The sequence below is a fragment of the Acidimicrobiia bacterium genome (assembly GCA_009694375.1).
Lineage (GTDB): Bacteria > Actinomycetota > Acidimicrobiia > Acidimicrobiales > VFJN01 > VFJN01.
On sequence record SHVB01000001.1, the window covers coordinates 232,858 to 259,130 of the forward strand.

The window sequence follows — 26,273 nt, forward strand, 5'->3', positions numbered from 1 at the left end:
ACCTAGCGCGCTACCGTCGGGACTCGTGGCGACCGACCCCCCTGCCGATCTCACCCTTACGCCCATCAACGGCGAGTCCCGCACGGTGAAAGGCTGGGTGACCACCTTTCAGTTGGCCGCCGTGGTGCTCGACCCGTTCACCAACGAGAGCGCCTGGCTTATCGCCACCGCCGGACGGATTCTCACGCACTTCAACGGCGCCGACTGCCGGGCCGCCTTCATCATCACCGGAACCGCCGAAGAGGCCCGCCAGTTCCTCGGCCCGTGGGCCAAGACCATCCTCACCTTCGCCGACCCCACCCGTGCCGCCGTCAGCGCCCTCGGTCTCCAGGAACTACCAGCGTTCGTGCAGATTCAGGGCGACCTGCACGTGGCCAGCGCCGCCGAGGGCTGGGATCCGCCCCAGTGGCGAGCAGTGGCGGCCAGCCTGGCCAAGGCCATGAGTTGGTCCTCGCCGCTCATCCCCGAACCCCACGACCCCTCGCCCTACGCCGGCGCCGCCGCCGCAGGCTGATCGGGCTCCGCCCCCTTAGTAAGACCGAGCAGATCGAGCCGGGCGTCGAGTTCGGTAGTTTCCATGAGCCGGCGGGCGATCACTAGCTCACGGATACTTTGGCCGGTCTTGGCCGACTCTTGCACCAGTGCCGCCACCTGGTCGTAGCCGAGCACCGAATTGAGCGCCGCCGCCACCTGGGGGGTGGCCTCGGCATACCGCCGCATCCGTTCCTCGTTCGCTTCCAGGCCGCTGATGCAGCGGTCGGCAAAAAGGCGCGTGACGTTGGTGAGAAGTCGGATGGACTCCAACAGATTACGGGCCATCACCGGCAGAAAGGCGTTCAATTCGAAGCTGCCCTGACTACCGGCGAAGGCCATGGCGGCATCGTTGCCAAATACCTGGACCACCACCTGGCTCACGGCCTCGGGCAGCACCGGGTTCACCTTGCCCGGCATGATCGACGACCCGGGCTGGAGGTCGGGAAGGCGGATCTCCGCTAGTCCGGAGGTGGGGCCCGACGCCATCCAGCGTAGGTCGTTGGCAATCTTCAGGAGCGCCCCCGACAGCGCCCGCAGTTCTCCCGACAGGCTCACCAGCGCGTCTTGAGCCCCTTGAGCGGCGAAATGGTTACGCGCCACCCGCAGCACCACATTGCCTCGCTCAGCCAGTAGGGAAACCACGGCAGCGGCAAACCCCGGCGGGGCGTTGAGGCCGGTGCCGGTGGCGGTGCCCCCCAACGGCAGTTCCCCCACCACCACCACCGCGGCGGCAATCCGTTCGCCGGCCTGGCTGATCTGGGCGGCATAGCCACCCATCTCCTGGCCAAGGGTCACCGGCGTCGCGTCCATGAGGTGGGTACGACCGGCTTTCACGACGGTGGCGTATTGGTGGGCTTTGGCGAGCAGCGTTCCGGCGAGATGATCAAGGGCCGGCAGCAGACCGTGGGACACCGTCATCACCGCCGCCAGGTGGATGGCGGAGGGAAACACGTCGTTGGACGACTGCGAGGCGTTCACGTCGTCGTTGGGATGGACCACTCGACCCAGACGCTCGGCGGCGAGGAAGGCAATCACTTCGTTGGCGTTCATGTTGGTCGACGTGCCCGATCCGGTTTGAAACACGTCGACCGGAAACTCGTCGTCCCACTGCCCCCGGGCCACTTCGCGGCCCGCCGCCGCCACCGCCGCCCCTACCTCGGGCGCTAGCACTCGGAGGGAGACGTTCACCTCCGCGGCGGCGGCCTTGATGGCGCCGAGGGCATGGATCAGAGACGGCTCCATCACCATTCCCGACACGGGGAAGTTCTCCACCGCTCGCTGCGTTTGGGGCCCCCACCGAGCCGTGGAGGGCACCCGAACCTCGCCCATCGAGTCGTGCTCAACCCGGAATCCGTCGTCCGACATGACCCCACGCTACGCAGGGGCCTAGCGTTAAGGGGCGATGAGTGACCTCCCTTTCACCGAACTGCTCCCCCTTGGTCCTGACGACACGCCCTACCGCCTCCTCACCACCGAGGGCGTGGCGACGATCGAAGCGGCCGGACGGAGTTTTCTCGAGGTGTCCCCCGACGCCCTGACCCTGCTCACCCGTACGGCGTTCCGCGACATCGCCCATTGGCTTCGACCCAGCCACCTCGCCCAGTTGCGACGGATCATCGACGATCCAGAGGCCTCGGCCAACGACCGTTTCGTGGCGATCGATCTGCTGAAGAACGCCAACGTGGCCGCCGGTGGGGTGCTGCCCATGTGTCAAGACACCGGCACGGCGATCGTCATGGGCAAACGCGGTGAGCGGGTGCTCACCGGCGGCGACGACGAGCGGGCGATCACCATGGGGATCCAACAGACGTACGAGACGTCGGCCCTGCGGTTTTCCCAGATGGCTCCGATCACGATGTGGGACGAGATCAACACCGGTACCAACCTCCCAGCCCAGATTGAGCTCTACGCCACCGGCGGCGATGCCTACACGTTGCTCTTCATGGCCAAGGGAGGGGGCTCCGCCAACAAGAGTTACTTGTATCAGGAGACCAAAGCGGTGCTGAATCGCCCCTCCATGCTGAAGTTCCTCGACGAGAAACTCCGCACCCTGGGCACCTCGGCCTGCCCGCCGTACCACCTCGCCATCGTGATCGGCGGTCCGTCGGCGGAGTTCGCCCTCAAGACGGCGAAGTACGCCTCGGCGCACTACCTCGACACCCTCCCCACTACCGGCTCCCGCCTTGGTCACGGATTTCGCGACCACGAACTCGAAGCCGATGTGCTCACCCTCACCCAGGGATTTGGCATCGGGGCCCAGTTCGGAGGGAAGTACTTCTGCCACGACGTGCGCGTGGTGCGCCTCCCCCGCCACGGGGCCTCCTTGCCGGTCGCCATCGCGGTGTCCTGCTCCGCCGACCGTCAGGCTCTGGGCAAAATCACCAGCCAGGGCGTGTTCCTTGAGCAACTCGAGCAAGACCCGGCGAAGTACCTCCCTGAGATCACCCAGGACGACCTCGTCGACGCCGATGTGGTGCACGTCGACCTCAACCAGCCCATGGCCCAGATTCGTGCCCAACTATCCCGGTACCCCGTGAAGACCCGGCTCTCCCTCAGCGGGCCCATGGTGGTGGCCCGAGATCTGGCCCACGCCAAGATCAAAGAACGCCTCGATGCGGGCGAGGCAATGCCGGCCTACCTCGTGGACCACTGCGTCTACTACGCCGGCCCCGCCAAAACCCCCGAGGGCTACGCCAGCGGATCCTTCGGACCAACCACCGCCGGGCGGATGGACTCCTACGTGGCGCAGTTCCAAGCCGCCGGTGGGTCGCTGGTGATGCTGGCCAAAGGGAACCGGAGCCGAGCGGTCACCGATGCCTGCGCCGCCCACGGCGGCTTCTACCTCGGGTCGATCGGTGGCCCGGCCGCTCGGCTGGCGCAGGACTGCATCCGTCGGGTGGAGGTGCTCGAATATCCCGAGTTGGGCATGGAGGCGATCTGGATGATCGAGGTGGAGAACTTCCCCGCTTTCATCGTGGTGGACGACAAGGGCCACGACTTCTTCGACCTCGTGAGCACGCCGGTGGCCATCACCTGATCCCGCCGCCCCGGTTCGCTCAGGCCAGTTCCACCAACTCGAGATAGCCCTCGGCCCAGTGGTCGAGCGTGCCCTCGGGCATGAGCAACACCTTGTTGGGTTCGAGGTCGCGCACGAAGTCGGCGTCGTGACTGACCAACACGATGCTCCCCGGCCAGCCTCGCAACCCTTCGGCCACGGCCCGGCGCGAACCCGGGTCGAGGTTGTTGGTGGGTTCATCGAGCAGCAATAGGTTGTGCCGCCCCGCCACGAGAATGGCCAGCGCCAGTTTCGTCTTCTCGCCGCCGGAGAGCGTGCCGGCATCCTGGTGGACCTTGTCGCCGGTGAGGCCCATGGCCCCCACGATGGCCCGCAGATCGGGGTCGGCGGCGTGGGGCACCTGCTCCCGGAGGTGCTCGAGGATGGTCCGGCCCGCCTGGATGCCCTCGTGCTCCTGGGCGTAGTACCCCGCCACCACGTTGTGACCTAGCCGGAAACTGCCCTCCTCGGGCTGGCGTTGGGCGGCGAGCACCCGCAACAGGCTGGTCTTGCCGGCCCCGTTGAGCCCCATGATGAGGAGTCGTTCTCCCCGTTCCAGCGCAAAATCGACATCGCGAAACACCTCGTTGTCGCCGTAGCGCACCGCTAGGCCCGCACCATCGAGCACGAGACGACCGGGAGGGGGCGGCGGCGGAAATTTCACATGCACCGAGCGATTCCCCTTCGACACCTCCACCTTGGTGTCTTCCAAACGCACGATGCGCTTCTCGATGCTGTGGGCCATCGACGCCTTGGAGGCCTTGGCCCCGAAGCGGTCCACCAGGGTTTGGAGTCGATCGATCTCCTTGGCCTGGCGCTGAGCGACCTTGGCCAGGCGGATCTCGTCTTTGGCGCGGTTGGCGAGGTACTCGGTGTAGGTGCCCTTGTATTCCTCCATGGCGCCGAGGCTGGCGTCGTCGTATCGGTCGAGATGCAACACGCGCGTGATGGCTTCGTCGAGCAGGTCGAGGTCGTGGCTGATCACCAACAGCGCGCCCCGATAACCACGCATGAAGCCCAACAGCCACTCCTTGGCATCGCTGTCCAGGTGGTTGGTGGGCTCATCAAGGAGAAGGACGTCGCTGCCGGCGAAGAGGATCCGGGCAATCTCCACCCGGCGCCGCTGCCCGCCCGAGAGTGCCCCCACCGGCAGTTCGAGGCGGTCGGCTTCGAGACCCAGGCCCGCCGCGATGCGCAGCGCTTCGCTCTCCGCTGAATACCCGCCATCCACGCGAAACTGCTCTTCGGCCCGGGCGAACCGCTCGACGGCTCGCTCCGAAGGGTCTTCCTCCATCTGCAGCCGGAGTTTTTCAATGCGGGTCATGGCTTCGTCGAACCCGCGACCGGACAAGATGTGGCGGATAGCGGGCATCTGATCGTCAACGCCGTCGAGGCGCGGGTCCTGAGGGAGGTACCCGAGCCCCCCGGTGCGGTTCACCACGCCGGCGAAGGGGTCGGAGACACCGCCGAGCACCTTGAGCAGGCTGGTCTTGCCCGCTCCGTTGCGGCCTACCAAGCCCACCTTGTCCCGGGCGCGAATCGAGAAACTGACCCCGTCCATGATGACGGAGCCTCCAACCTCTACGGCGAGTTCTCGAACCTGCAGCACCTCACCATGGTCACAGTCGCCCACTCCGTTGACCAACTCGTTAGGTTTGATCGCTATGGCGTTGGCCTCAGAATCCCGGGCCGCACTCCTCGTGGTGGCGGCCGCCACCCTCTGGGGAACCAACGGCACCGCGCAGGCCTTGGGCCCCGCCGGGGCCAGTCCGATCGCGGTGGGCGCCACCCGCACGGTGGTGGGCACGGTCGTGCTCGTGGTCATCGCGGCCAGCCGAGGTCGTCTGTGGGCCGGAGCTCGCCACCTCCAGCGCCGACCACTCGTGCTGGCCGCGCTGGCCATCAGTAGCTACCAACTCTGCTTCTTCGGGGGCGTGCGGTTGGCCGGAGTGGCCATCGGCACGGTGGTGGGGGTGGGGTCGGGGCCGCTGTGGGGTGGACTAGTGGGCTGGTTCGGTCGCGGCGAACGGCCGACGCCGCGCTGGGGCATCGCCACGGTCTTGGCGTTGCTGGGCGCCACTTTGCTCGCCACCACCAAGACCAACGGAGTCCGGGTGAACCCGGTGGGGATTGCGCTGGCGGTGGGGGCCGGGGCGAGTTACGCCCTGTTCACCCTTTGGTCCAAGACTCTCACCGACCACCACGACCCCGACCTGGTGATGACCTGGGCCTTTCTGCTCAGCGCCATACTGCTGCTCCCCCTCGGCCTGGCAGCCGGCATTGGCCCGATGTGGTCGGGCGTGGGCGTGGCGATGGCGCTGTGGCTTGGGTTGATGAGCCTCGCGGTGGCCTACTTGCTGTTCGGACGGGGCATCGCGGTGGTGGCGGTAGCCACGGCCACCACCTTGTCCCTCGCCGACCCTCTCACGGCATCGGTGTTGGGGGTGATTGTCCTCCACGAAGAACTCACCCGCTCGCACCTGGCCGGGATGGCTTTGGTGCTGGCGGGCATGGGGGCCCTCACGCTCAGCGTGCCACCCATCCTCCGTCGATCGTAAGGGTCTGACCGGTCATGTAAGACGAGGCATCACTGGCCAGAAACAACAATCCGCCGTCGAGTTCGTGGGCGTCGCCAGCACGGGCCATCGGACAGTTGCGCCGCATGAACTGATTGGCGCTTTCGTCGCTAAACATCAGTTCGGTCATCTCCGAGGGGAACCAACCGGGAGCCAACGCGTTGACCCGTACGCCCTTGCGCGCCCACTGCACCGCCAGTTCCCGCGTGAGGTTCACCACCGCTCCCTTGGTGGCGCAATAGGAGGCCTGCTTGATCGGAGCCGAGGCCACCTGGCCGAGCACCGATGCGATGTTGATGATCGAACCCGACCTCGCTTCGATCATGTGGCGGCCCGCCAGTTGGCTCAGCAGAAACAGAGCGTTCAGGTTCACATCCACCACGCGACGAAAGTCCTGGATTGCCTCGTCCTCGGCGGCCACGGGAAAACCGAGTCCGGCGTTGTTCACCAACACATCAAGATGACCTTCCCGAGCCACCGCCGCCGCGATGAGTTGCTCACAGTCATGGTCGATGGACACATCGCAGGTCATCGGGACGAGGCGATCACCGAGTTCGGCGGCGAGGGCTTCCAACCGGTCCGTGCGCCGGGCCGCTGCCACTACCGTGGCGCCCGCCGCGTGCAGCACGCGAGCGAAGCGGTCACCGAGACCGCTGGAGGCTCCGGTAACAACGGCGACGCGTCCGTCGAGACGAAACGGGGCAGTGAGATCAATGGTGCTCATGGCCCAGAACTTACGAGGTGGCGAGGGCAGGGGGAGGAGTCGTGGCAGGCTGAAGCCATGAAGGTGCGCATCGGGTACGGGCTGGGCACGCGGGCCTCGTGCGATGCGGAGGGGTTCTCCACCCTGGTCACCAGCTTGGAAAACCACCGATTCGACTCGCTTTGGCTGTCGGAACGGGTGGGGAGCCACTGTCCCGATCCCATCGTGGGGCTCAGCATCGCGGCGGGGTTGACCAGCAAGATCAAACTCGGCTTCTCCGTGTTGGTCGTACCCGGCCGCAACCCGATGCTCCTGGCCAAACAACTCGCCACCCTTGACCGCCTGGCGCACGGACGCCTGTTGTCAGCGTTCGGCCTTGGAGCGGTGGATCCCGGCGAGCAGCAGGCCTTCGGAGTAGCGCGAGGAGATCGCGCCAACATTTTCAACGAGGTGCTCCCTCTCCTGCGGCGGTTCTGGGCGGGCGAGACTGTGGACCATGACGGCGCCGCCTACCGCTACCTCCAGGCGGTGGTGCGACCCGTTCCCCTGCAGGACCCGTTGGAGATCTGGTTGGGTGGCATCGCTCCGTCGGAAATGAAGCGGTGCGGTCGCTTGGGCGACGGGTGGCTTCCGTCGTTCTGCACAGCCGAGGACGTGCAGAAGGGCATCGCGGTGATCCAGGCCACCGCCGCCGACCACGGCCGCGTCCTTGACCCGGAGCATTTCGGCGCCGTGTTGCCCTACTGCCACGGTCCCATTCCCGACCCGGTAGTGGCCGGTCTGGCCGCCCGGCGGCCCGATGTTCACCCAAGCCGGGTGGTCGCCAGCGGACTGGACCGCCTGCGGGAAATGATTGGTGAACACATCGAGGCGGGCGGATCGAAGTTCGTCGTGATTCCCCTGGCCGAACCAGACCACTGGGAACCGCACCTCACCGAGGTGGCCGAAGCCCTCCTTCCCCTGCAGAACTAATCGCCTCGGGCTCAACGAAACCGCCCTCGCTCAACCCACGCCAGACACCCTGCGAGCACTCGCGAAGCGCTACGGCGTTCGCTACCTCGTCGTCGACAAGATCAACGGCAGCGCCGCCGACCTGACCGCGCTGGCGAGCCTCACCACCCCCGTCTACGAGGCCGCCGGGGTATCCGTCTTCGCGCTCGGTGAGCCCTCGCCGGCCTAGCGGCTCCATGGACTGAGCAATCCATCCGGAACGAGCGGACTCACGCGCACCCCAGCGGCGGGTATACCTGCCGCCGCGATGGCAGATCGGGTAGTCAGCTCTTCCGAGGAGTTCGCGGCGCCACCGGGGGTCGGGCGCTCGATGTGCGGTGCCCGGGGTGGGATTCGAACCCACATGTCGCCAAAGCGACAGAGGGGTTTAAGCCCTCCGCGTCCACCATTTGCGCCACCCGGGCGGGGGCTACTACCTCAGGCTAGGGCCTCATCCACGCCGACCAGCGCGCCGTCGCCGCGTAAGTGGTGTTGGTGGCCGTCACTGAAGAGAAGTAGCGCAGGGCCCGCCAGGACAAGACCGTCGGGAGTGTGGGCGTGCAGATGGTGGCGACCAGGGGGAACGTGGCGCCGATCCGGTGTAGTCACGGTGGCCTCCCAGTCGTTGGGACCAGGGCGATGGTCGCCTTCCCGCAGGACCACGAAGAGATCGGCGTAGGTCACCTCGACGGGGACATCGTTGATCGCCAGGTCGCAGAGCAGGAGGCGCCAAGACTTCACCCGAGAACCGTACCGGGCGAAGTCATGCCGCTTGTTCGTCGCGTTCGGGGGGCGACTCCAGAGCCCGCCACAACTCAGCTCTCGCCCGATCCGAGGCCGGGCTCACCAGGCCATTGGTGGCGACAATGCCCTCCACGAGATCGGACTGCACGGCGGGCCAGGGTCGACCCCGCACCACTACCGCCACCGTGGCCCCACCAGGCCACCGCGTGATTGATCGTTGCACCCCAACGAGTCGGGGAGGGCTGCGGAACCCGGGCACCACGAGACCAAGAGAACGGGCGGAAGCGGCCAGGACGTGGACGGCCCGAGCGAAGTTGAGCGAGGAGGACTGCATCACCGTTCCATTCAACCTCGCAGGTGTGACAGTCTCCCGGCGTGGATCACGATGCTCCCGCTCCCGCGCTCAACCCCGCCCAGAGCGCGGTGATGGCCGTGCTAGGTGCCCGTCCCCACGAACGTCCTGCGTTCGACCCCCGCCTTCGTTACGAACTACGGAAGCAACTCGAAGACGCTCTCACCCCCGTGGCCGAGCGCATCCCCGCCGGGGAAACACTGTGGCTGTCGAAATACCTCCTCGGCCTCGTGCACGGATGCGAAGGGCTGTTCCTGGCCCAAGACGGCGCACCGTTTGCCTGGTCGCCCGCCACCGTGCGCGGCACCATCTCCCACAAGGCCATCGAGTTGTCGATCGCCTGGCGGGGCGATCCTGCCGCGGGGGAACTCGTGGACGCCGCTCTCGCCAACCTGATCGCCAGTACCGACAGCATCAGCGACTACCTCACTGCCCTCACCGACGGCGAACAAGCCGAGGTGCGCGGCGAGGCCACCGAGCGGGTGAATCTGTTCCTTGAGTGCTTTCCCCCGCTCGAACCCCGCTGGCGACCGGTGGCGGAGAGTCGCCTGCGGGCGGACCTGAACGGCGACCGGATCGTACTGGCGGGCAAGGTGGACCTCAGCGTGGGACGAGCCCACGGCACCCAGGCCGGCAAGGTCCTCATCGACCTAAAAACCGGCGGCTTCGCCCCCCACCATCATGAGGACCTCCGGTTCTACGCCCTCATCGAGACGCTTCGGCTCGGCGTGCCGCCCCGGCTGTTGGCGAGCTACTACCTCGACGGGGCTCGCCTGCAGGAAGAAGTGGTCACCCTCGACACCCTCGGTTCCACCGTGGAGCGAGTGGTGGCGGCGGCGGGTCTCATTGTCGCCTTGCGTCACGATGGCCGCCCACCGGTGCTGAAACCGGGCCTGCAGTGTCGCTGGTGCCCTCAGCGGAGCACCTGCGACGTCGGGCAGCAGCACCTCAGAGAGCACGACGATGCGAGCGGCTGGTGATCACACCGCTGTCAAGAACTACCATCAGCACCGATGGCGCCGTCGGAGAAACCCACCAAAACGGCCACCAAAGCTCGCCGGGTAGTGAAGCTCCCGGTTCCCGCTGAAGCCCGCACGCCCTCGGTGGCGCTCGTAGCGGTGCCATCGCAGCCGGAAGCCGACCAGCATGGTGATCTGCGATGCTCCGATGTAGACGAGTGGGGCCGCTCGGCCAAGAGCCGAGAGCTAGCACGACGGATCTACGGCCCGCTGTACCGCAGTTGGCACCGCGTGGAATGGGACGGCCTCGACAAGATCCCCACCAGCGGCGGTGCGCTGTTGGTATCGAACCATGCGGGTGCCATTCCCGCCGACGCCCCCGCCATCATGCACGGCATCGAAGAAGAAATCGGCCGCCCGGTGTACGGCCTAGCCGACGAGATGTTCAAGCGACTACCAATCGCCGGCACGTTGTGGGCCCGCACCGGTGGAGTACTCGCCCACCCCGACAACGCCTATCGGTTACTGCGGGAGCAGCAACAGTTGGCCCTGGTGTTCCCTGAGGGCACCAAAGGCACCGGCAAGTACTACCGCGATCGGTACCAACTCCGACGCTTCGGGCGCGGCGGGTTCGTGCAGATCGCCATGCGGGCCGGGGTGCCGATCGTGCCGATTGCGGTGGTGGGGGCCGAGGAGGCCATGCCGATCCTTTGGAAGAACACTCCCCTGGCCAAAGTGCTTGGCCTCCCCTACGCCCCGATCACCGCCAACATGCTCGCCTTTGCCGCCCTCGGCCCCCTCGGGGCGCTGCTCCCTCTTCCGGCCAAAATCAAGATACGGGTACTCGACCCGGTCACGTTCGATGTGGAACCCGATCAACCCCGCTATTCGCGAAGCCTCGTAATGGACGAGTCCGAACACATCCGCCAACACATCCAAGATGCCCTGTTGGACATGCTGCGCGACCGCAAATCTGTTTGGTTCGGCTGAAGGGCCCACGATGGGAAAGCGCGTCCTCATCACCGGCCTCGGCACCTTCTGGGGTAGTCGGCTAGCCCAAGCCCTGGAAGCGGACCCCAACGTCGATGTGATCGTGGGCCTCGACCGCAACGCACCCAACATCCCCCTGGAGCGCACCGAATACGTGCGCAGCGATGAGAGCTACTCGATCCTCAGCCGCATCGTGAAGGCCGCCCGAATCGACACGATCGTGCACACCTTCCTCGTGATGGATTCCACTCAGATGAGCTCCCGCCAAATCCACGAGATCAACGTCATCGGAACCATGAACCTCTTCGCCGCCGCCTCGGCTCCGGGCAGTACCGTGCGCAACGTGGTGGTGAAATCGTCCACCCTCGTGTACGGCGCCCACCCCAAAGACCCGGTGTGGTTCTCTGAAGAAAGCCGGCGGGCGGGGGTGCCGGTTCAGATGGTGGAACGCAGCCTCTTGGAGGTGGAGAGTTACGTACGCGACTTTGCCGTGGACAACCCGCAGATCGCCGTCGCCATGCTGCGGTTCTCCAACGTTCTCGGCCCCGACATCACCACCCCTCTGGCCAAGGCCCTCGATCTGCCGCTGGTACCGCGCATGTTCGGGTTCGACCCGCGTTTCCAGTTCGTGCACGAAACGGACGTGGTGCGAGCGATCCTTTTCGTCCTTGACCGCGAGATCCAAGGCACCTTCAACGTTGCCGGCGACGGCCTCCTGCCCTGGAGCGAGGTGGCTGCCCTCTGCGGCAAACGCACCATTCCCCTCTCCCCCTGGGGTCTTGGGTTGCTCAGCGCCCCGATCAGACGCCTGGGCATCGAGCTACCCCCTGAGTTGATCGACCTGCTGCGCCACGGCCGGGGCGTGGACAATCGCCGTCTCAAACAACGCGGCTTCGCTTACGACTTCACCTCGGCCGGAACGGTGACCGACTTTGTCGGATCACTGCGCGTCAGCGCCATGACCGGAGTGACCGGTGCGGCCTACCAGTACGAACGCGACGTGGAACAGTTCTTCCGCCATAGCCCCGCCGTGGTCCATCCCGACTGATCGCCGCGCGCCCTGCCCCACCCGAGGGCAGGGTTGCCCCGAGCGTCAGTTGCCGTTCGAGGACCAGTGCCAGGGTTCGCTGGGCAGGTTGTAGAAGCCGTAGCCCCCCGCGTTGGCCGCCAGCCACCGAAAACAGGGACTACTGCGAGAACTAATGGCCCCGCCACCGTTGCAGGTGAAGTCCACCGCCAGACCGCGTTCGTGCATGGACGAGCCGGGGGGCGCCGTGGGGGGACTGCACTGAGAGGACGGCATCTGATAAATCGCGTAGTCGCTGGTGCCGCAGTGGGCGCGACGCAAGGCGATCTGCGCGGACGAACTGCGGTAACCCCCACCGCAAAGGGCGTTGCCCGCCGCCGAGGCGGCGTTGATCATTGACCGCAGGCGCCCGGTAACCGAGGTCGCCACGGTGATTGAGCCGCCATTAGGGCAGGCCACCGAACCTAGGCCGGGGTTGAGCGATCCCCCACCGCCGCCGCTGGGGGGGCGACCACCGCCGGTGGCGCCGGTGTTTTGCCGGGCGAGGTCAGCTTGATCGTTACGAATCTGCTGGGACAAGGTGGCGTCGATGTCGGCGAGGTTCTCGGCCTCCGCGAGCGCCCGATCGAGGCGACTCTGCACCTGATTGGCGTAGGCGGTTTGTTGCTCGAGCGCCGAGGTGAGCTCACCCAGACGACCTTCCTCGGCGGCCTTCTTGGCTTTGGCCTGAGCCGCGGCGTCGACGGCCAGCGCCCGTTCCACCTCGAGGTCCTCCTCGGCGGCGCCGAGACGATCAAGGAGGTCGTCGTCGTTGGTGTTCTGCAGTTCCAGTAGGGCCCGCTTCTCGGCGGCCTCCCCCGGGTCGTCGGAGTCGAGGGCGGCGAGCGCATCGTCGGAAGGCGGATGCACGAACGCCTCGACGGCGAACTCGCGGATGTCCTCGCGCAGGAGGGCAATCTCGGCCGTCTTGGCCTCCACCGCCGCAGTAGCTTCGGCGAGAGCCTGATCGGCTTGGACGGCGGCTCGCTGGGCTTCGACAAACAGTGCCCGCTGACCGGCCACGTTGTCTTGCAGATCCGCAAGCGCCCGTGACACCTCCGCGTCGCTGGCTCGCAGGGCATCCACTTTGGTAGCCACCTGGGCCTTTTCAGCGCGTACCCGTTCCCGTTGGGCCGAGGGACTCTCGGTGGCCTTCTGAGCCAATCCCACCAGCGGGGTTGAAACCAGAGCGACGGCCAACACCACCCCAAGGGCGGCAACAACAGATCTCGGGGACAACGAACGGGAACCCATACACCTCACCTGGGGTTTATTCACACGAGCCACAGCACCCCCATCGTCCCCGCGTGCAACACGCACCACAAGTCCGGGAGGGCAACAGAAATACTATAGTCGGTAAACTGTAACAATTACAGGACCCAAAGTCACACCAGCGCCACTCGCAGTGCCAAACTGCCCCTATGTCCCTTCTGCACACTGAAATCGCCGACGGCGTCGCCACCGTCACCCTCAGCGACCCCGATCGCCGCAACGCCCTCACCCTCCCCATGGTGGTGGAGATCACCGAACGGTTTGACGAACTCGAAGCCCAGGCCAGCGTCGGCGCCGTCATCATCACTGGATCGGCACCGGCCTTTTGTGCCGGCGCCGACCTATCCCATCTCAGTGATGCATCCGGAGGCGAAGCCGAGGTGGGCCTCCGCGCCATTTACGAAGGCTTCTTGCGGATCGGGCGCTCCCCGCTTCCCACCATCGCAGCGGTAAATGGTGCGGCGGTGGGCGCGGGGATGAACCTCGCCCTTGTCTGTGATGTGCGACTCGCCGCCACCAGTGCCCGCTTCGACACGCGCTTCCTCAACCTCGGTCTGCACCCCGGGGGAGGACACACCTGGATGGCCCACCGTATTGCTGGTCCGCAGACGGTGGCCGCCACCGTATTGTTCGGCGAGATACTCAACGGCGCAGAGGCGGAACGGGTAGGGCTGGTGTGGAAATGCCTACCCGACGATGAACTACTCAACTACGCCCGGTTGATGGCCGGGCGCGCCGCCTCGGTTCCTGGCGAACTTCTCCGCCGCACCAAAGCCACCCTGGCCGATGTCCCGACCATCACCGACCATCCCGCCGCCGTGGACCGCGAACTCGTGCCCCAGGTGTGGTCGCTGGAACAACCAACCTTCCAGACTCGCGTGGCTGCCCTTCAGGCCAAAATCTCCTCGAACTAGCCGCGCCCCTCAGTCGATCCAGGTGGCCGCCAGTGCGTCACGGCGATCGACCCACTCCTCCGACGTGATGGCGAAGCGAATGTGGTCCTCCCAGATCCCGTTGATCTCCAAGTAGCGCAGGGCAACCCCTTCGTCACGGATCTCCAGTTTTTCCGTGACCCGCCGACTGGCCAGGTTGCGAGGAATGATCGAGATCTGGATTCGGTGCAGGTTCAGTTGCTCAAAGGCGTGCTGGCACAGCAACACGAGCGCCTCGGGCATGTAGCCCTGCCCGGCGCGGGCTTGGTCGATCCAGTAGCCCAGGTAGGCACTCTGAAACGGTCCTCGCTGCACGATGGACAGGTTGAGTTCGCCGGCGAAGAAGCCATCGACGAACAGTCCGAAGCCGTGGCTGGTGCCGAGTTGCCGCTCGCGGTCACGAGCACCGCAGCGCGCCGCGAAGGCGGCCCGATCGCGCACCGGATCGGGGGCCCCGGCCAGCGAGGCCGGCTCCCACTTCACCAACCAGTCGCAGTTGCGCTGACGAACCTCGGACCACGCGGGAAAGTCCTCCCGCACCAAGGGACGCAACACCACCCGGCGGCTGATCAGGGTGCTCATGCCCCTGATCCTGCCGTATCCGAAACGATGGAGGCGACAAGACCATCGAGGATGTCGGCGACTGACACCGATAACTCGTCGATCCCGAGCGTGCGCATGAAGGCCACCAAGATGCAGCAGCCGCCCACGATCACATCAGCCCGCTCCCGATCGAGGCCCGGATTGTGCACACGATCCTTCGGCGCTTCGGTAGCCAGGGTGCGAAACACGTCCTCGGCGGCCGCCCGAGTGAGCACAAAGTGGTGGAGGGCATCGCGGTCCCACTGCGCCAACCCGATCTCCACCGCCGCCACCGTAGTGATGGTGCCGGCAAGGCCCACCACCTTTCGTGCGGCGGTGGCCGGCGGCACCTCTCGAATCAGATCGTCAAAGAAATCCGACGCCTCCGCGATGGCATTGGACAACTCTTCGGGCGCGGGCGGATCAGTGGTGAAGTGCTTCTCGGTGAGGCGCACACAGCCCAGGTCAAAAGAGCGGACGGCGTCGAGGGTGCGGCTACCAACCATGCACTCGGTGGAACCACCGCCGATATCGACCACCAAGAACGGCCCTTCCGCCAGGTCCAGATCGGCCGTGGAGCCCGCAAAGGCAAGCGCGCCCTCCTCCGCCCCACTGAGCACCTCCACTGGCATGCCAACCGCGGCGGCCGCCGCTACGAAGTCTTCGGCATTGGCGGCATCGCGCACTGCGGAGGTGGCAACCACTCGCAGTGTTTCCACCCCGTGGGCGTCCATAATGCCCCGGTAGTCTCGCAGCGAGGCCACGGTGCGCTCCATGGCCGCCGGGTCCAGTCGACCGTTGCGGCCCACCCCCTGGCCCAACCGGGTGATCGTCATCCGCCGTTCCACGGTGGTGAGTCCGTGGCGAATCAACAATCGCGTGGAGTTGGTTCCACAATCGATAGCGGCGAGCAGAGGCACCGCCTGACGCTACCGGTGGGAACGCCGACCCGCGCGGCCCGCCCGGGGGGAACCCGGCGGTGCTTAGGTCGCCTGGAGGAGATGCTCCTCAACCCACTGGCCCACGGGATCGTCACCGCCGGCGAGATGCCAGGCGTAGTGCGCGTGGAGACACTTCACCCCCACCCGGGTGCCCCCCACCCCGCCGCGGGGCCGATGGCCGGTGTGGCCCGGGGGTACGGCCGCATCGCGTTCGGCGGCGTATCGGGCGTGCGCCACCACCAAGATGGCGGGGTCGATCTCCGCTTCGGCCCGGTTCACTCCCCCGGCGGCTTCTAGTCGTGAAACACGAGTGCGTTCGGGTTCGCCTACCAACCAGTAACGGGTGGGCATGGGCGTGCCGTCGTGGAGTAGCGGAGCGTTTTGCAGCACCACCGGCGAACCGTCGTCGTGCCGGACCACCACCACAAAGGCCCCCTGTACCGGCCGCCCCAGGAGCGCCTCTACCGCCGCTCGATCGGCCGCGTCGGCGGTCATGGGTGCCGGCCCAGTGACCACTTCAGGACCGATGAGCCCGCACCACCGACCAACGCCGCCGGAGTCGGCGACGGCGTGGAGGTCCGGCGCAGGCCAGGGGCATCGCTCCGCTGCTGTTCAAGCCGCCCGCGCGGTTCCACCTCCTCCCGCTTCGGCGGGTGGTTGCGGGTGATGGACATCCCCATCACAGGCCTCTGATGGTCATGGCGTGAACTTCCGGATCCCCGTCGCCGCCCACACCCACAGCACCACCAGCGCACCCCCCAGCGCCACCAATCCGGTCCAGGTAACCGACCAGGTGACCTCACCCACAAATCCCTGACGGGCCAACGCGAGCACATCACTGAGGGGGTTGAGGCGAGCGAACGGCTCCGTCCATCCAATCTGATCGGCGAGAGGCACGGTGCCCGTCGAGAGGAATGTGCACACAAAAATCACTAATTGCAAGATCGGACCGGATCGCTGATTGGGCATTCGAAATACCAGGCCCAGGGCCCAGCCCGCCGAAATAACCGCAGTGCCTATCGCGGCCAGGAACAACACCAGCAGACCGAGGGCACCGCCGGGGATACGCGCCCCCATCACCAGCGCCACCGTCAGCACTACAGCGGTAGTCACCATCGCCCGTACCGCCGTGGCCAAGGCTGGTCCTGCCAGTAGGGCCACCCGCGAACCCGGCGACAGCAGCAGCCGGGCATAAAAACCCGTCTCGATATCCCGCACGGTGGCGAAGCCAATACCAGAGCCCGCGAAAGCCGACCCTTGGATAATGGCGAAGGGCGCAAACCAACTCACAACGTTGTCGGTGGGGAACGACGGCAGCGCCAACAGGCTGCTGAAGGAGCCCGAAAAGGCCACCAGAAAAAAGATCGGCATGGCCAGCAAGGGGACCATGGCCGACGGGATGCGCAAGATCCCCAGGAGCGACCGGTGGCCGAGGGCCAGCGCCATGGGAACCCAGGAGAACACCGACGGCGCCGGGATGGTCGGTGCCGTCATGTTGCCCTCCGCAACCGCGCCCGCAAGGCCATGTTTGCCCCGAAGATGGCTAGCGCCGCCAACCCCGCCGCCACCAGAAGCGACCCGGCGGCCCTGCTCCAGTCGAGTCCCACGATTACCTGGTAGCGCATCCCATCCACCATCCAGGTCACCGGGTTGTACGACGCGATCGAACGGTAGGCCCCCTCCATCGACTCCGTGGGAAAGAAAGCCGAGGACACAAACAACACGATGAAGGTGAGGGGGAACATGTTCTGCACCGCTTCGGCCGAACCGGTGCGCAGGGCCAGCATGGCGGCAAAGCCGCCGATGACCAGGGCCAGCACCATGGCGTAGGCCATGAGCAGCAGGCCACCGGGCACACCGGCGGCGATGCGCGCCCCAAAGGCACCGTAGAGAACGATGAACACCAGGGCTTGCAGAGCGCCGGTCACCGAAGCCCCCATCAACCGGCCCACCAGGATCGATGTGCGCGACACCGGAGAAGCCAACAGGCGGTCGAAGAACCCGGTCTGAATGTCGGTGGCGGTATCGCTGCCCGCGGCGAGCCCACCGAAGAGAACCGACTGGGTGATGGAGGCCACCAGGAGAAAGTCGAGCAAGGAATCCACCCCGTCGAATCCGGGGAGAAACTCCACCGCCCTCCCCATCGCCGAGGTGTTCACCGCCGCGATGAAGATCGGGAACAACAGGCCCGGCAGCCACACCTGCGGTTGACGGAGCGTGCCCCGGATCGAACGCAGGCCCAGGGCTCGGCCCTGCTCAACTACGACACGGGCGTCAAACCCGACGTCTCGCTCACCAACGACCACCGTAGCCATCGCTACTCCGGCACGCCTTCGTCGGGAATGCTGGCGCCTTCGAGACGACGGCCCGTGGCCTCGGCAAACACGTCGTCGAGGCTCGGGGCATCGAGTTCCACCTGCTCTACCGGAACCCCGGCATCTTCAAGAGCCCGCAAAGCCGCCGAAACCGTCGTCGGCCCGGCGCGTAGGCCAATCGCCACGGCGGTTTCATGGCTGGGACGAGGGTCGCCGAAGGCAGCCAAGGCCTGACGCGCCACCGGTAGTTGATGAGACGCCACCGTCACCTGGAGGCGGTAGTCACCCACGGCTTCTTTGAGCACCTTCGGATCGCCCTCGCGCACGATGCGGCCGTCGTCGATAATGGCGATACGCCCGGCCAATACATCAGCCTCCTCGAGGTACTGCGTGGTGAGGAACACCGTGGTTCCCTCTTGGTTCAACCGGCGCACCTCGTCCCACAAGGCCCTCCGACTGGTCGGATCGAGGCCGGTGGTGGGCTCGTCGAGGAACAACACGCTGGGTTCGTGCACGAGAGCGAGAGCCAGATCCAACCGACGCCGCATACCACCGGAATAGGTACCCACCCGCCGCTGGGACGCCAGCGAGAGACCCACTCGGTCGAGAAGCACATCCCCCCGTCGGTCAGCTTCGGTGCGGCTGATCCCGTGCAACACCGCCTGGAGTCGCACCAGTTCGCGCCCCGTCATGAGTGGATCAATGGCGGCATCCTGCAGGGCCACCCCGATCGAGCGGCGCACGGCACCCGCCGCCGACACCACGTCGTGGCCGGCCACCCGAGCCACGCCCGCGCTGGGACGCAGCAGGGTCGTAAGCATGCGCACCACGGTGGTCTTGCCGGCCCCATTGGGCCCGAGGAAGCCGAAAATCTCTCCCTGCTTCACCTCCAGATCCACTCCGGCCACCGCCACGATGTCGCCGAAGCGCCGCACCAAGCCCTCCACTTCAATCGGATGACTCACGGGGCTTCCTTCCGGGCGGCTTGGCTGGCGGTCCAACCCCGCTTCGCGGGGCAAGATCTTTCGGGAGTTGAGTGACCCCAGAGAACCGATTGGGTTCACCCCCGTGGATCGACCCGGCGGGAGAGACCCGATGGTGCCAGATCCACCCGTTTCACCCCCAAGGGCTGGGCAGGACTGAGTCGGTCGCCGTCGATCCTACCGCCGTCGCCTCCTCAACTCGGCGGAGGCTCCGCCGGGGCCGGCGCGCTCAACATCGGGCCGAAGGGCCACAGCGAGGGAAACTCCAGCGGGGGCAGCGGGGCCGCCAGCACGGCGTAGGCCTCCTCCCCCGGCAGCACCAGGTTGTATTGCTCCCGAGCAAGCCGCTCGATCTCCTCGGCCGACTGCAGGCGCTCGACGCGATCCTCATAGGCCTGGTTCTGATGACGAAGCACCGTAAGACGCTGCTCGGTTTCACGGATGTTCCGTCGCTGGGCCAGATAGGTCGGCGTAGGCAACACCACCAGCACCAGCAACGCCAGCACCACGACGGCCCCGCTCACCAGCCCCAGCATCCGCCCGGAGCGCCGCCACGAACGGCGGGGGGTGACCGGCTTGGCGGGAGTAGCGCGACGACGCGACATCACTCTGGGCCGATGCCCTGGGCCAACACGCTGGCCCCTCCATAGGCGGCGGTCTCCCCCAACTCGGCCTCGATGCGCAACAACTGGTTGTACTTCGCCACTCGGTCCGAACGCGCCGGTGCCCCTGTCTTGATCTGGCCGCAGTTGGTGGCCACGGCGAGATCGGCGATGGTCACGTCCTCGGTCTCCCCGGACCGATGCGACATCACCGAGGTGTAGCTGGCGCGAGTGGCCATCCGCATTGTTTCGAGGGTCTCGGTGAGGGTGCCGATCTGGTTGACCTTGATGAGAATCGAGTTGGCCACCCCGGCGTCGATACCGCGCTCCAGTCGTTCGACATTGGTAACGAAGAGGTCATCACCCACCAGTTGCACCGCAGAGGACAGCCGTTTCGTGATGCTCGCCCAGCCCTCCCAATCCTCTTCCGCCATGCCATCTTCGATCGACACGATCGGATAGGCGGCGCACAGGCGGGCGTACTCGTCCACCATTTCGGCGGGCGTGAGCGTGCGGCCTTCTCCCACCAGTTGGTAGGCACCGTCCACGAAAAACTCCGAGGAGGCAGGGTCGAGGGCGATGGCGATCTGCTCACCGGCCATGAAGCCCGCCTGCTCGATGGCCTCCACCAGGAAGCGCAGCGCCTCCTCGCTACTGGCGAGATCGGGGGCGAACCCGCCTTCATCGCCCACCGCGGTGGACAGGCCGCGATCGTGCAGCAAGGCCCGGAGCGTGTGATAGGTCTCCACGCCCCACCGCAATCCCTCGGAAAAACTGGCGGCACCGATGGGCATGATCATGAACTCCTGAAAGTCCACGGTGTTGTCGGCGTGCACTCCCCCGTTGAGGACGTTCATCATCGGCACCGGCAGCAGGTGGGCATCGGCACCCCCCACGTAGCGCCACAGCGGCAGCCCCACCTCCTCGGCGGCCGCATGGGCCACCGCCAAACTGACGCCGAGCATGGCGTTGGCCCCGAGGTTGGCCTTATTGGCCGAACCGTCAAGATCGATGAGCAACAGGTCCACGGCGCGCTGATCCAGAGCCTCGAAACCCTCGAGGGCCCCGCCGATGGTGTCGTTCACATGAGCCACGGCCCGCAGCACGCCCTTACCGCCAAAGCGCTCCCCGCCGTCGCGGAGTTCCACGGCTTCGAACTGCCCGGTGGAAGCCCCGGAGGGAACCATGGCGCGGCCCGTCGCTCCCGAAGCGAGAAAGACCTCCACCTCCACGGTGGGATTGCCACGCGAATCGAGAACCTCGCGACCGTGGACGTGTTCGATGGAAGACATGGGGGTGATGTGGCTCCTGTGGCAGGTGAGGCGGATGTTATCCCTGGGAACGCGATGAACAAAGGCACACTGGCTACTGCGGCCCGGAAGCCTCCCGATCCCGGTACGCATCCCGGAGTCGGAGTGCCGCGCCGCGCAACTCATTCTCCGGGTCCAGACCCGTCGCCCGGGCCTCGTCGACCAAGGCCAACAGCCGGCCCCCCAGCGACGCCGGATCCCCCCCGGGCAGGTCCGGCCAGGCCACCCCCTGTGCCGCCGCCTTCTTCTGCACTTTCAGCGCATAGGCCAAAGCGGGCAGCGCCGCGGGAATCCCGTCCATCACGCTGGTACGGCCTTTCTCCAGTACCTTGCGCCGCTCCCAATCCGTCGCCAGTTGGGTCACGTCGGGACGACCACCATCGGGCTCGAAGACGTGGGGATGACGCGCCACCAGTTTGTCGTGGATGCCCCGGGCCACATCAGCCAAGGTGAACTGGCCTTCCTCGGCAGCCAACACGGAGTGGAACACCACCTGAAAGAGAAGATCCCCCAGTTCCTCTTCCAGTGCATCGAAACCCAACCCGGCGGCCACATTCACCCCATCGATGGCCTCGAGGACCTCGTAGGTCTCCTCCAACAGGTGTCGGGTGAGGCTGGCATGGGTTTGCTCGGCATCCCAGGGGCACTCCGTTCGGAGGCGCCGCACCAACTCATGGAATCGCTCCACCTCGCCGGCCACCGGGTCGCCGAAGGTGGGGATCCACAGCGAGGTGAGGTGGTCGGGATCCACCTCACGGTCGAGATCGTCCCAGGCCACCGTTCGGACCAACTCCTCCGGCAACCCCAGCCGCTGTAACACCACCACCGGTGGCCCGTCCTCCACGGCCAGTTTGATATCCGACAGCACGTGCTGCTGGTCGCACTGACCCACCAACAACGGGCCCACCACCCCGGCGGTCTCCACCGCAAAACGACGACCGTCCACCAGCCGCACCCCCCGCGCTACGGGATCCACCCGCAGCCGGGCCCAGGCGAGATCGAGGAACGACAGGGCGGGCAGCACCTGCACCGCCACCCGCTGGTCGGCCACCAGCAACTCGACCGCCCGCTCCGCCACCACCGGGGAACCCGGTACGGCGTAGAGCACCTCGCCGTGCTCGGCGGCGGCGGCCACCACCGTCTCCACGATGGCGGCGTACACCTCCTCGAAGGACGCCGCCCCCTCGTAGTGACCGTCGAAGTCGGTGGCGCTAGGCAGGGCCTCCGCCGCCGGGTGGCGTCGGGTGCGTAGGAACTGCACGGAAATGGATTCAATGGCCGCTCGGGTACCGGTGGTCAGCAGATCAGCGTCGGCCGGACCGAGCCCGGCGATCACCACCCGCGGCCGGCACCCCATCGCCGCCTCAGGTTCCGCTCGGCGCGACAACCGACGGTGCTATCACCGTGGCCGTACCGCTGTCCCAGCGCCCGTAACGGGGGCTGACAGCGATGTCGGTATCTTGGAGAGCGGCGACGCGCCAGGCCGGGTAGTCATCCTCGCCGAGCGCGCTGGACAGCCCGATCTGACGAGCGAGGGAGTCGATGAGCGCCACCCGATACGAGGCAGAGAACCCCGCCAACTGCGTATCGGCGGTGGCCTGGTCGCCGAACACCACAGTGACCACCTCGGCGCGCATGGCGTCATCCAGCACCAGGCCCTGGGCCTCGAATTCGCTCCGGGTGAGTTCGAAGTCAATGCGTTGGGCAGCGAGGCCCCGCACGAGATCACCCTGGTAGGCCCCGGGAGCGGGCGCCTCGGTCAACCGGGGGTCTAGCAGGACGTCGTTGCCCACCCATTCGTCGAGTTCCTTCTGAAACTCGGCGTAGCTGATCCGGGTATCCCCCACCCGGATGGCCGAGTCGGCTTCGTTGCCACAGCCCGCCGAGAACAGCAGAACCAGGGCGAAGGGGGCGAACATCCACAGGCGGCGGGGCACGAACGGCGAGCCTAGTGATGGGTCAGGTCAGTATGGGAACCGGGTCCAGTTGGCGCAACAGATCCACCAGAGCATCGGCCGGATGAAGTTGCTGGGGCACCGGCACGATGAGGAGTTGCTCCGCCTCTTTGTAGATGGCCCGAGGATGGAGGCGGGCCAAGCGGATCTGCTGACTGGTCTTGAGTGGCAGCGGCGACAGCCGGGCCGTGTAGGGCTGCCCGCCGTAGCCCGAGGGCTTGACCACGGTGACCTCCCGCAGGCCGGTACGGGACGCCTCGGCACGCAGGCGCGCCACGGCGAGGAGTTGTTCGGCCTCGAGAGGCAACGGGCCATAGCGGTCCTCCCATTCGGCCCGAATGTCGGCCACTTCGGAATCGGTGGTAACCGCTGCCAGGCGTCGATAGGCCTCAAGGCGCAGTTCTTCCTTCTGCACGTAGTCACGGGGCAAGTTGGCGGCCAGGGGCAGATCCAACTTGATCTCGGCTGGTTCCCTCACCGGCTCGCCCTTCAGCTCCGCCACGGCCTCGCTAACCATCTGGCAGTAGAGGTCGTAACCCACGGCGGCGATGTGGCCCGACTGGCCCACCCCCAGGAGATTACCGGCCCCGCGTATCTCAAGATCGCGCATGGCGATCTTGAAGCCCGAGCCCAACTCGGTGGCCTCGCCGATCGTCTTGAGGCGTTCGTAGGCAGCCTCGCTGAGGACCCGATCAGCCGGGAGAAACAAATAGGCGTAGGCCCGTTGTCCAGAGCGTCCCACCCGGCCGCGGAGTTGATGCATCTGGCCCAGTCCGAGCAGATCGGCCCGATCCACCACCAGCGTGTTCACCGTGGGCATGTCGATACCGCTCTCGATGATGGTGGTGCACACGAGCACGTCGTAATCCCCCTCGGAAAACGCCAGCACGAGTTGTTCAAGGGTGCCTTCGTCCATCTGCCCGTGAGCAATGGCCACACGAGCCTCCGGCACGAGGTCGCGCACGTGCTCGGCGGTGCGCTCAATGTCCTGCACCCGGTTATGCACGTAGAACACCTGTCCCTCACGCAATAACTCTCGCCGGATGGCCTCCGCCACGGCGCGGTCGTCGTACTCCCCCACGAAGGTAAGGATCGGCATGCGGTCCGCCGGTGGCGTATGCAACAAGGTGAGGTCCCGGATACCGGTGAGGCTCATCTCCAGGGTACGCGGAATCGGAGTGGCCGTGAGGGTGAGCACATCCACGCCGATCTTGAGTTGTTTGATCTGCTCCTTGTGACTCACCCCGAAACGCTGCTCTTCGTCCACCACCAGCAGTCCCAGGTCCTTGAACTTGATGTCCTCGGAGAGCAGTCGATGGGTGCCGATCACCACATCCACCTCGCCGCTGTGCACCGCTCGGGCTACCGCTTTGGCCTGTGCCGCCGTCAGGAAACGCGACAGCACCTCCACCCGCACCGGATAGCCGGCGAAGCGGTCGGCGAAAGTGGCGTGGTGCTGTTGGGCCAGCAGCGTGGTGGGCACCAACACCGCCACCTGCTTGCCGTCTTGCACGGCTTTGAAAGCCGCCCGAATGGCCACCTCGGTTTTGCCGAACCCCACGTCGCCGCACACGAGGCGATCCATGGGGTACTCGGCCTCCATGTCGGCCTTCACATCTCCGATGGCGGTGAGCTGGTCGGGGGTCTCCTGGAAGGGAAAGTCATCCTCCAGTTCGCGCTGCCAGGGTGAGTCTGGGGCGAAGGCGTGGCCGGGAGCGCTGATGCGCTTCTGGTAGAGCACCACCAACTCTTGGGCGATCTCCGACACCACCGAACGCACCCGGGCCTTGGCCCGTTGCCAACCGTCCCCGCCGAGGCGCGACAGCGCCGGGGAGTCGCCGCCGGTGTAGTGGCGCACGGCATCGATTTGATCCGACGGCACATAGAGTTTGTCGTCACCGCGGTACTCGAGAAGGAGGTAATCGCGCTCCACTCCCCCGATCGCCCGTTTCACCATGCCGGAGTACCGGGCCACGCCGTGCTGATGGTGCACCACGTGATCCCCCGCCTTCAGATCGTCGAAGAAGCCCTGGGCATCGCGACGCGGCGGTCGCACCTTCCGGTGAGCGCGGCGACGGCCAGTGAGGTCGTGTTCAGTCACCACCGCCACTTTGATGGCCGGCAGAATGCAGCCGCGCTCAAGCGGGCTGATGTCGATGGAGGGCACCAGGCCGTGTTCGGACAACAACGTGGCCAGGCGCCCCGCCGAGCCCTCCCCCTCGGCGGCCACCACGATGCGGTAGCCATCGGCAGCCAGGCCCGCCAACTGCCGCACAACCCGCCCGGGATCGCCGGCGATGGCATCGATACCCATGGCGGTGACGGTGGCTACATCGGGGCGCTCCGCGGCGGTGGTCACCGTCCATACCGGGGCATCGGTGTGGGTGAGTAACCGATCAAAGGGCAAATATAAGCGCGCCAAGCCATGCTCCCCGCCGGCCTCGGTCGCCCCCCATGTCTTCGCCAGCGTGCCGGCGAGATCGGCTTCCTCGGCCAGGAGATCCGCGGCCCGGTCGCGCATGCGCCGCGGCTCCAACAGCAACACCAGGGCCCCGGAACCCACCAGGTCGAAGAGCACGTGTTCGCCATCGGCGAGCCAAGGCAACCATGACTCCATGCCGTCGAACCGCTGACCCTGAGCAAGACGCTCCCACTGCTCGCGCCCCCAGGGATCGGTGGCGATCAACGCCTCAGCGCGGGCGCGCACCTCGGTGGTGGGTAGGAGCTCCCGGCAGGCGAACACTTCCAGGTGGTCCAGGTCCTCGGTGGAGCGTTGGTCGCTCACGGAGAACTCGGTGAGACGCTCCACTTCATCGCCCCACAGGTCGATGCGCGCCGGGCGGTCGGCGGTAGAGGGGAAGACGTCGATGATGGACCCCCGCACCGCCACCTCGCCGCGGTGCTCCACCACCGCCTCCCGGTGATAGCCCGCGTCCACCAGGGCCCGTACCAGGTCGTCGCGGTCGCGCTGTTCCCCCCGCCGCACCACCAAAGGCTCCGTGTCTTCCACCTGCGGGCCGAGGCGCTGCACGAGGGCCCGCACCGACGCCACCACCACGCGCGGGGCGCGTTCGGCATCCCGTAGACGCCACATGGTGCGCAGGCGGCGGCCCATGGTCTCCACCGAGGGTGATACGCGCTCGAAGGGGAGCGTCTCCCAGGCCGGAAACGTGTCCACCGCATCGTGGCCGAGGTAGGCCCGCAAGTCGTTAGCCAAGCGATCTGCATCACCGCGGGTGGGCGTGGCCACCACGATCGGACGGCGAGCCGACTGCGTAGCCAGGCCCGCGATCGCCAACGCGCGCGCCGGTTCGGGGACGGCCAGCAGGGCCGATGACCGGCCGAGAACCGATGCCAAGCCCGGCTCATCGCGCAGCAAGGCCGGGAGATCGCGCAGCAACATGGGGGCGTT

General features: G+C 66.5%; 25 protein-coding genes and 1 tRNA gene. 8 read left to right on the forward strand and 18 right to left on the reverse strand.

The window, feature by feature from the left end; genetic code table 11:
- Positions 1 to 25: 25 nt before the first annotated feature.
- The gene (locus EXQ71_01135; GenBank protein ID MSO86108.1) at positions 26 to 514 is read left to right on the forward strand and encodes a hypothetical protein; all 489 of its coding nucleotides are present in this window, start codon (positions 26 to 28) and stop codon (positions 512 to 514) included.
- On the opposite strand, the gene EXQ71_01140 is transcribed toward EXQ71_01135, so the two are convergent.
- Entirely contained in the window at positions 487 to 1,899 is a 1,413-nt protein-coding gene (locus EXQ71_01140; protein ID MSO86109.1) for a class II fumarate hydratase, read from the reverse strand. The two genes, EXQ71_01135 and EXQ71_01140, sit on opposite strands and share 28 nt — an antisense overlap.
- Positions 1,900 to 1,936: 37 nt before the next feature.
- On the opposite strand from EXQ71_01140, the gene EXQ71_01145 reads away from it, so the two are divergent.
- Entirely contained in the window at positions 1,937 to 3,571 is a 1,635-nt protein-coding gene (locus EXQ71_01145; protein ID MSO86110.1) for a fumarate hydratase, read from the forward strand.
- A gap of 19 nt (positions 3,572 to 3,590) precedes the next feature.
- Here EXQ71_01145 and EXQ71_01150 read toward each other — a convergent pair whose 3' ends face one another.
- Positions 3,591 to 5,150 carry an ABC-F family ATP-binding cassette domain-containing protein gene (locus EXQ71_01150; protein MSO86111.1) on the reverse strand — a complete coding sequence of 520 codons (1,560 nt, stop codon included), beginning with the start codon at positions 5,148 to 5,150 and terminating at the stop codon, positions 3,591 to 3,593.
- On the opposite strand from EXQ71_01150, the gene EXQ71_01155 reads away from it, so the two are divergent.
- Positions 5,149 to 6,147 carry an EamA family transporter gene (locus EXQ71_01155; GenBank protein MSO86112.1) on the forward strand — a complete coding sequence of 333 codons (999 nt, stop codon included), beginning with the start codon at positions 5,149 to 5,151 and terminating at the stop codon, positions 6,145 to 6,147. The genes EXQ71_01150 and EXQ71_01155 overlap by 2 nt on opposite strands.
- Here EXQ71_01155 and EXQ71_01160 read toward each other — a convergent pair.
- Complete coding sequence (locus tag EXQ71_01160) at positions 6,116 to 6,889, reverse strand: SDR family oxidoreductase (protein ID MSO86113.1); 774 nt, start codon at positions 6,887 to 6,889, stop codon at positions 6,116 to 6,118. The two genes, EXQ71_01155 and EXQ71_01160, sit on opposite strands and share 32 nt — an antisense overlap.
- 57 nt (positions 6,890 to 6,946) lie before the next feature.
- Between EXQ71_01160 and EXQ71_01165 the strand changes: the two genes are divergently transcribed.
- The gene (locus EXQ71_01165) at positions 6,947 to 7,840 is read left to right on the forward strand and encodes an LLM class flavin-dependent oxidoreductase (protein ID MSO86114.1); all 894 of its coding nucleotides are present in this window, start codon (positions 6,947 to 6,949) and stop codon (positions 7,838 to 7,840) included.
- A 354-nt stretch (positions 7,841 to 8,194) separates the two neighbouring features.
- Here the strand turns inward: EXQ71_01165 and EXQ71_01170 are convergent.
- From EXQ71_01170 to EXQ71_01180, 3 genes are all read right to left on the reverse strand, one after another.
- Positions 8,195 to 8,283, reverse strand: a tRNA-Leu gene (locus EXQ71_01170).
- A 13-nt stretch (positions 8,284 to 8,296) separates the two neighbouring features.
- Entirely contained in the window at positions 8,297 to 8,599 is a 303-nt protein-coding gene (locus EXQ71_01175; GenBank protein ID MSO86115.1) for a hypothetical protein, read from the reverse strand.
- Between the two features lie 22 nt (positions 8,600 to 8,621).
- Positions 8,622 to 8,939 (reverse strand): hypothetical protein, encoded by a 318-nt coding sequence (locus EXQ71_01180; GenBank protein MSO86116.1) that lies wholly within the window; start codon positions 8,937 to 8,939, stop codon positions 8,622 to 8,624.
- A 38-nt stretch (positions 8,940 to 8,977) separates the two neighbouring features.
- On the opposite strand from EXQ71_01180, the gene EXQ71_01185 reads away from it, so the two are divergent.
- Genes EXQ71_01185 through EXQ71_01195 form a run of 3 tightly spaced genes read left to right on the forward strand, consistent with a single transcriptional unit; the run spans position 8,978 to position 11,951 of the window.
- Positions 8,978 to 9,934: a hypothetical protein gene (locus EXQ71_01185; protein MSO86117.1), complete on the forward strand. Its 957-nt coding sequence runs from the start codon at positions 8,978 to 8,980 to the stop codon at positions 9,932 to 9,934.
- Between the two features lie 33 nt (positions 9,935 to 9,967).
- Positions 9,968 to 10,903, forward strand: a complete 936-nt coding sequence (locus tag EXQ71_01190) for an acyltransferase family protein (protein ID MSO86118.1) — start codon at positions 9,968 to 9,970, stop codon at positions 10,901 to 10,903.
- On the forward strand, positions 10,854 to 11,951 hold the full coding sequence (locus EXQ71_01195; GenBank protein ID MSO86119.1) for an NAD-dependent epimerase/dehydratase family protein: 1,098 nt from the start codon (positions 10,854 to 10,856) through the stop codon (positions 11,949 to 11,951). Before EXQ71_01190 ends, EXQ71_01195 begins: the two co-directional genes overlap by 50 nt.
- A gap of 45 nt (positions 11,952 to 11,996) precedes the next feature.
- Here the strand turns inward: EXQ71_01195 and EXQ71_01200 are convergent, their stop codons facing one another.
- Positions 11,997 to 13,223 carry a hypothetical protein gene (locus EXQ71_01200; GenBank protein MSO86120.1) on the reverse strand — a complete coding sequence of 409 codons (1,227 nt, stop codon included), beginning with the start codon at positions 13,221 to 13,223 and terminating at the stop codon, positions 11,997 to 11,999.
- Between the two features lie 167 nt (positions 13,224 to 13,390).
- Here EXQ71_01200 and EXQ71_01205 point away from each other — a divergent pair, with 167 nt between their 5' ends.
- The gene (locus tag EXQ71_01205; protein ID MSO86121.1) at positions 13,391 to 14,155 is read left to right on the forward strand and encodes an enoyl-CoA hydratase; all 765 of its coding nucleotides are present in this window, start codon (positions 13,391 to 13,393) and stop codon (positions 14,153 to 14,155) included.
- A 9-nt stretch (positions 14,156 to 14,164) separates the two neighbouring features.
- Here the strand turns inward: EXQ71_01205 and EXQ71_01210 are convergent, their stop codons facing one another.
- From EXQ71_01210 to mfd, 11 genes are all read right to left on the reverse strand, one after another.
- The gene (locus tag EXQ71_01210) at positions 14,165 to 14,755 is read right to left on the reverse strand and encodes an N-acetyltransferase (protein MSO86122.1); all 591 of its coding nucleotides are present in this window, start codon (positions 14,753 to 14,755) and stop codon (positions 14,165 to 14,167) included.
- Positions 14,752 to 15,591 carry an exopolyphosphatase gene (locus EXQ71_01215; GenBank protein ID MSO86123.1) on the reverse strand — a complete coding sequence of 280 codons (840 nt, stop codon included), beginning with the start codon at positions 15,589 to 15,591 and terminating at the stop codon, positions 14,752 to 14,754. Before EXQ71_01215 ends, EXQ71_01210 begins: the two co-directional genes overlap by 4 nt.
- A gap of 147 nt (positions 15,592 to 15,738) precedes the next feature.
- Positions 15,739 to 16,191, reverse strand: a complete 453-nt coding sequence (locus EXQ71_01220) for a DUF501 domain-containing protein (GenBank protein MSO86124.1) — start codon at positions 16,189 to 16,191, stop codon at positions 15,739 to 15,741.
- 201 nt (positions 16,192 to 16,392) lie between these two features.
- Positions 16,393 to 17,190 carry a hypothetical protein gene (locus EXQ71_01225; GenBank protein MSO86125.1) on the reverse strand — a complete coding sequence of 266 codons (798 nt, stop codon included), beginning with the start codon at positions 17,188 to 17,190 and terminating at the stop codon, positions 16,393 to 16,395.
- The gene (locus tag EXQ71_01230) at positions 17,187 to 18,011 is read right to left on the reverse strand and encodes a hypothetical protein (GenBank protein ID MSO86126.1); all 825 of its coding nucleotides are present in this window, start codon (positions 18,009 to 18,011) and stop codon (positions 17,187 to 17,189) included. Before EXQ71_01230 ends, EXQ71_01225 begins: the two co-directional genes overlap by 4 nt.
- Positions 18,012 to 18,013: 2 nt before the next feature.
- Entirely contained in the window at positions 18,014 to 18,976 is a 963-nt protein-coding gene (locus tag EXQ71_01235; GenBank protein ID MSO86127.1) for an ATP-binding cassette domain-containing protein, read from the reverse strand.
- A 212-nt stretch (positions 18,977 to 19,188) separates the two neighbouring features.
- Positions 19,189 to 19,599 carry a septum formation initiator family protein gene (locus EXQ71_01240; protein ID MSO86128.1) on the reverse strand — a complete coding sequence of 137 codons (411 nt, stop codon included), beginning with the start codon at positions 19,597 to 19,599 and terminating at the stop codon, positions 19,189 to 19,191.
- The gene (locus tag EXQ71_01245; GenBank protein MSO86129.1) at positions 19,599 to 20,888 is read right to left on the reverse strand and encodes a phosphopyruvate hydratase; all 1,290 of its coding nucleotides are present in this window, start codon (positions 20,886 to 20,888) and stop codon (positions 19,599 to 19,601) included. Before EXQ71_01245 ends, EXQ71_01240 begins: the two co-directional genes overlap by 1 nt.
- A 73-nt stretch (positions 20,889 to 20,961) precedes the next feature.
- Positions 20,962 to 22,263, reverse strand: a complete 1,302-nt coding sequence (locus tag EXQ71_01250) for a hypothetical protein (GenBank protein ID MSO86130.1) — start codon at positions 22,261 to 22,263, stop codon at positions 20,962 to 20,964.
- Positions 22,264 to 22,270: 7 nt separating this feature from the next.
- Complete coding sequence (locus tag EXQ71_01255) at positions 22,271 to 22,843, reverse strand: hypothetical protein (protein MSO86131.1); 573 nt, start codon at positions 22,841 to 22,843, stop codon at positions 22,271 to 22,273.
- A 22-nt stretch (positions 22,844 to 22,865) separates the two neighbouring features.
- Positions 22,866 to 26,264 carry a transcription-repair coupling factor gene (gene mfd, locus EXQ71_01260; protein MSO86132.1) on the reverse strand — a complete coding sequence of 1,133 codons (3,399 nt, stop codon included), beginning with the start codon at positions 26,262 to 26,264 and terminating at the stop codon, positions 22,866 to 22,868.
- Positions 26,265 to 26,273: the final 9 nt, after the last annotated feature.

Coding starts and splice junctions, on each gene's coding strand:
- EXQ71_01140 (MSO86109.1), bottom strand. CDS start 1,899: ATGTCGGACGACGGATTCCGGGTTGAGCACGACTCGATGGGCGAGGTT.
- EXQ71_01145 (MSO86110.1), top strand. CDS start 1,937: ATGAGTGACCTCCCTTTCACCGAACTGCTCCCCCTTGGTCCTGACGAC.
- EXQ71_01155 (MSO86112.1), top strand. CDS start 5,149: ATGATGACGGAGCCTCCAACCTCTACGGCGAGTTCTCGAACCTGCAGC.
- EXQ71_01150 (MSO86111.1), bottom strand. CDS start 5,150: ATGGACGGGGTCAGTTTCTCGATTCGCGCCCGGGACAAGGTGGGCTTG.
- EXQ71_01160 (MSO86113.1), bottom strand. CDS start 6,889: ATGAGCACCATTGATCTCACTGCCCCGTTTCGTCTCGACGGACGCGTC.
- EXQ71_01165 (MSO86114.1), top strand. CDS start 6,947: ATGAAGGTGCGCATCGGGTACGGGCTGGGCACGCGGGCCTCGTGCGAT.
- EXQ71_01190 (MSO86118.1), top strand. CDS start 9,968: ATGGCGCCGTCGGAGAAACCCACCAAAACGGCCACCAAAGCTCGCCGG.
- EXQ71_01195 (MSO86119.1), top strand. CDS start 10,854: ATGCCCTGTTGGACATGCTGCGCGACCGCAAATCTGTTTGGTTCGGCT.
- EXQ71_01200 (MSO86120.1), bottom strand. CDS start 13,223: ATGGGTTCCCGTTCGTTGTCCCCGAGATCTGTTGTTGCCGCCCTTGGG.
- EXQ71_01205 (MSO86121.1), top strand. CDS start 13,391: ATGTCCCTTCTGCACACTGAAATCGCCGACGGCGTCGCCACCGTCACC.
- EXQ71_01210 (MSO86122.1), bottom strand. CDS start 14,755: ATGAGCACCCTGATCAGCCGCCGGGTGGTGTTGCGTCCCTTGGTGCGG.
- EXQ71_01215 (MSO86123.1), bottom strand. CDS start 15,591: ATGACGATCACCCGGTTGGGCCAGGGGGTGGGCCGCAACGGTCGACTG.
- EXQ71_01220 (MSO86124.1), bottom strand. CDS start 16,191: ATGACCGCCGACGCGGCCGATCGAGCGGCGGTAGAGGCGCTCCTGGGG.
- EXQ71_01225 (MSO86125.1), bottom strand. CDS start 17,190: ATGACGGCACCGACCATCCCGGCGCCGTCGGTGTTCTCCTGGGTTCCC.
- EXQ71_01230 (MSO86126.1), bottom strand. CDS start 18,011: ATGGCTACGGTGGTCGTTGGTGAGCGAGACGTCGGGTTTGACGCCCGT.
- EXQ71_01240 (MSO86128.1), bottom strand. CDS start 19,599: ATGTCGCGTCGTCGCGCTACTCCCGCCAAGCCGGTCACCCCCCGCCGT.
- EXQ71_01245 (MSO86129.1), bottom strand. CDS start 20,888: ATGTCTTCCATCGAACACGTCCACGGTCGCGAGGTTCTCGATTCGCGT.
- EXQ71_01250 (MSO86130.1), bottom strand. CDS start 22,263: ATGGGGTGCCGGCCGCGGGTGGTGATCGCCGGGCTCGGTCCGGCCGAC.
- mfd (MSO86132.1), bottom strand. CDS start 26,264: ATGTTGCTGCGCGATCTCCCGGCCTTGCTGCGCGATGAGCCGGGCTTG.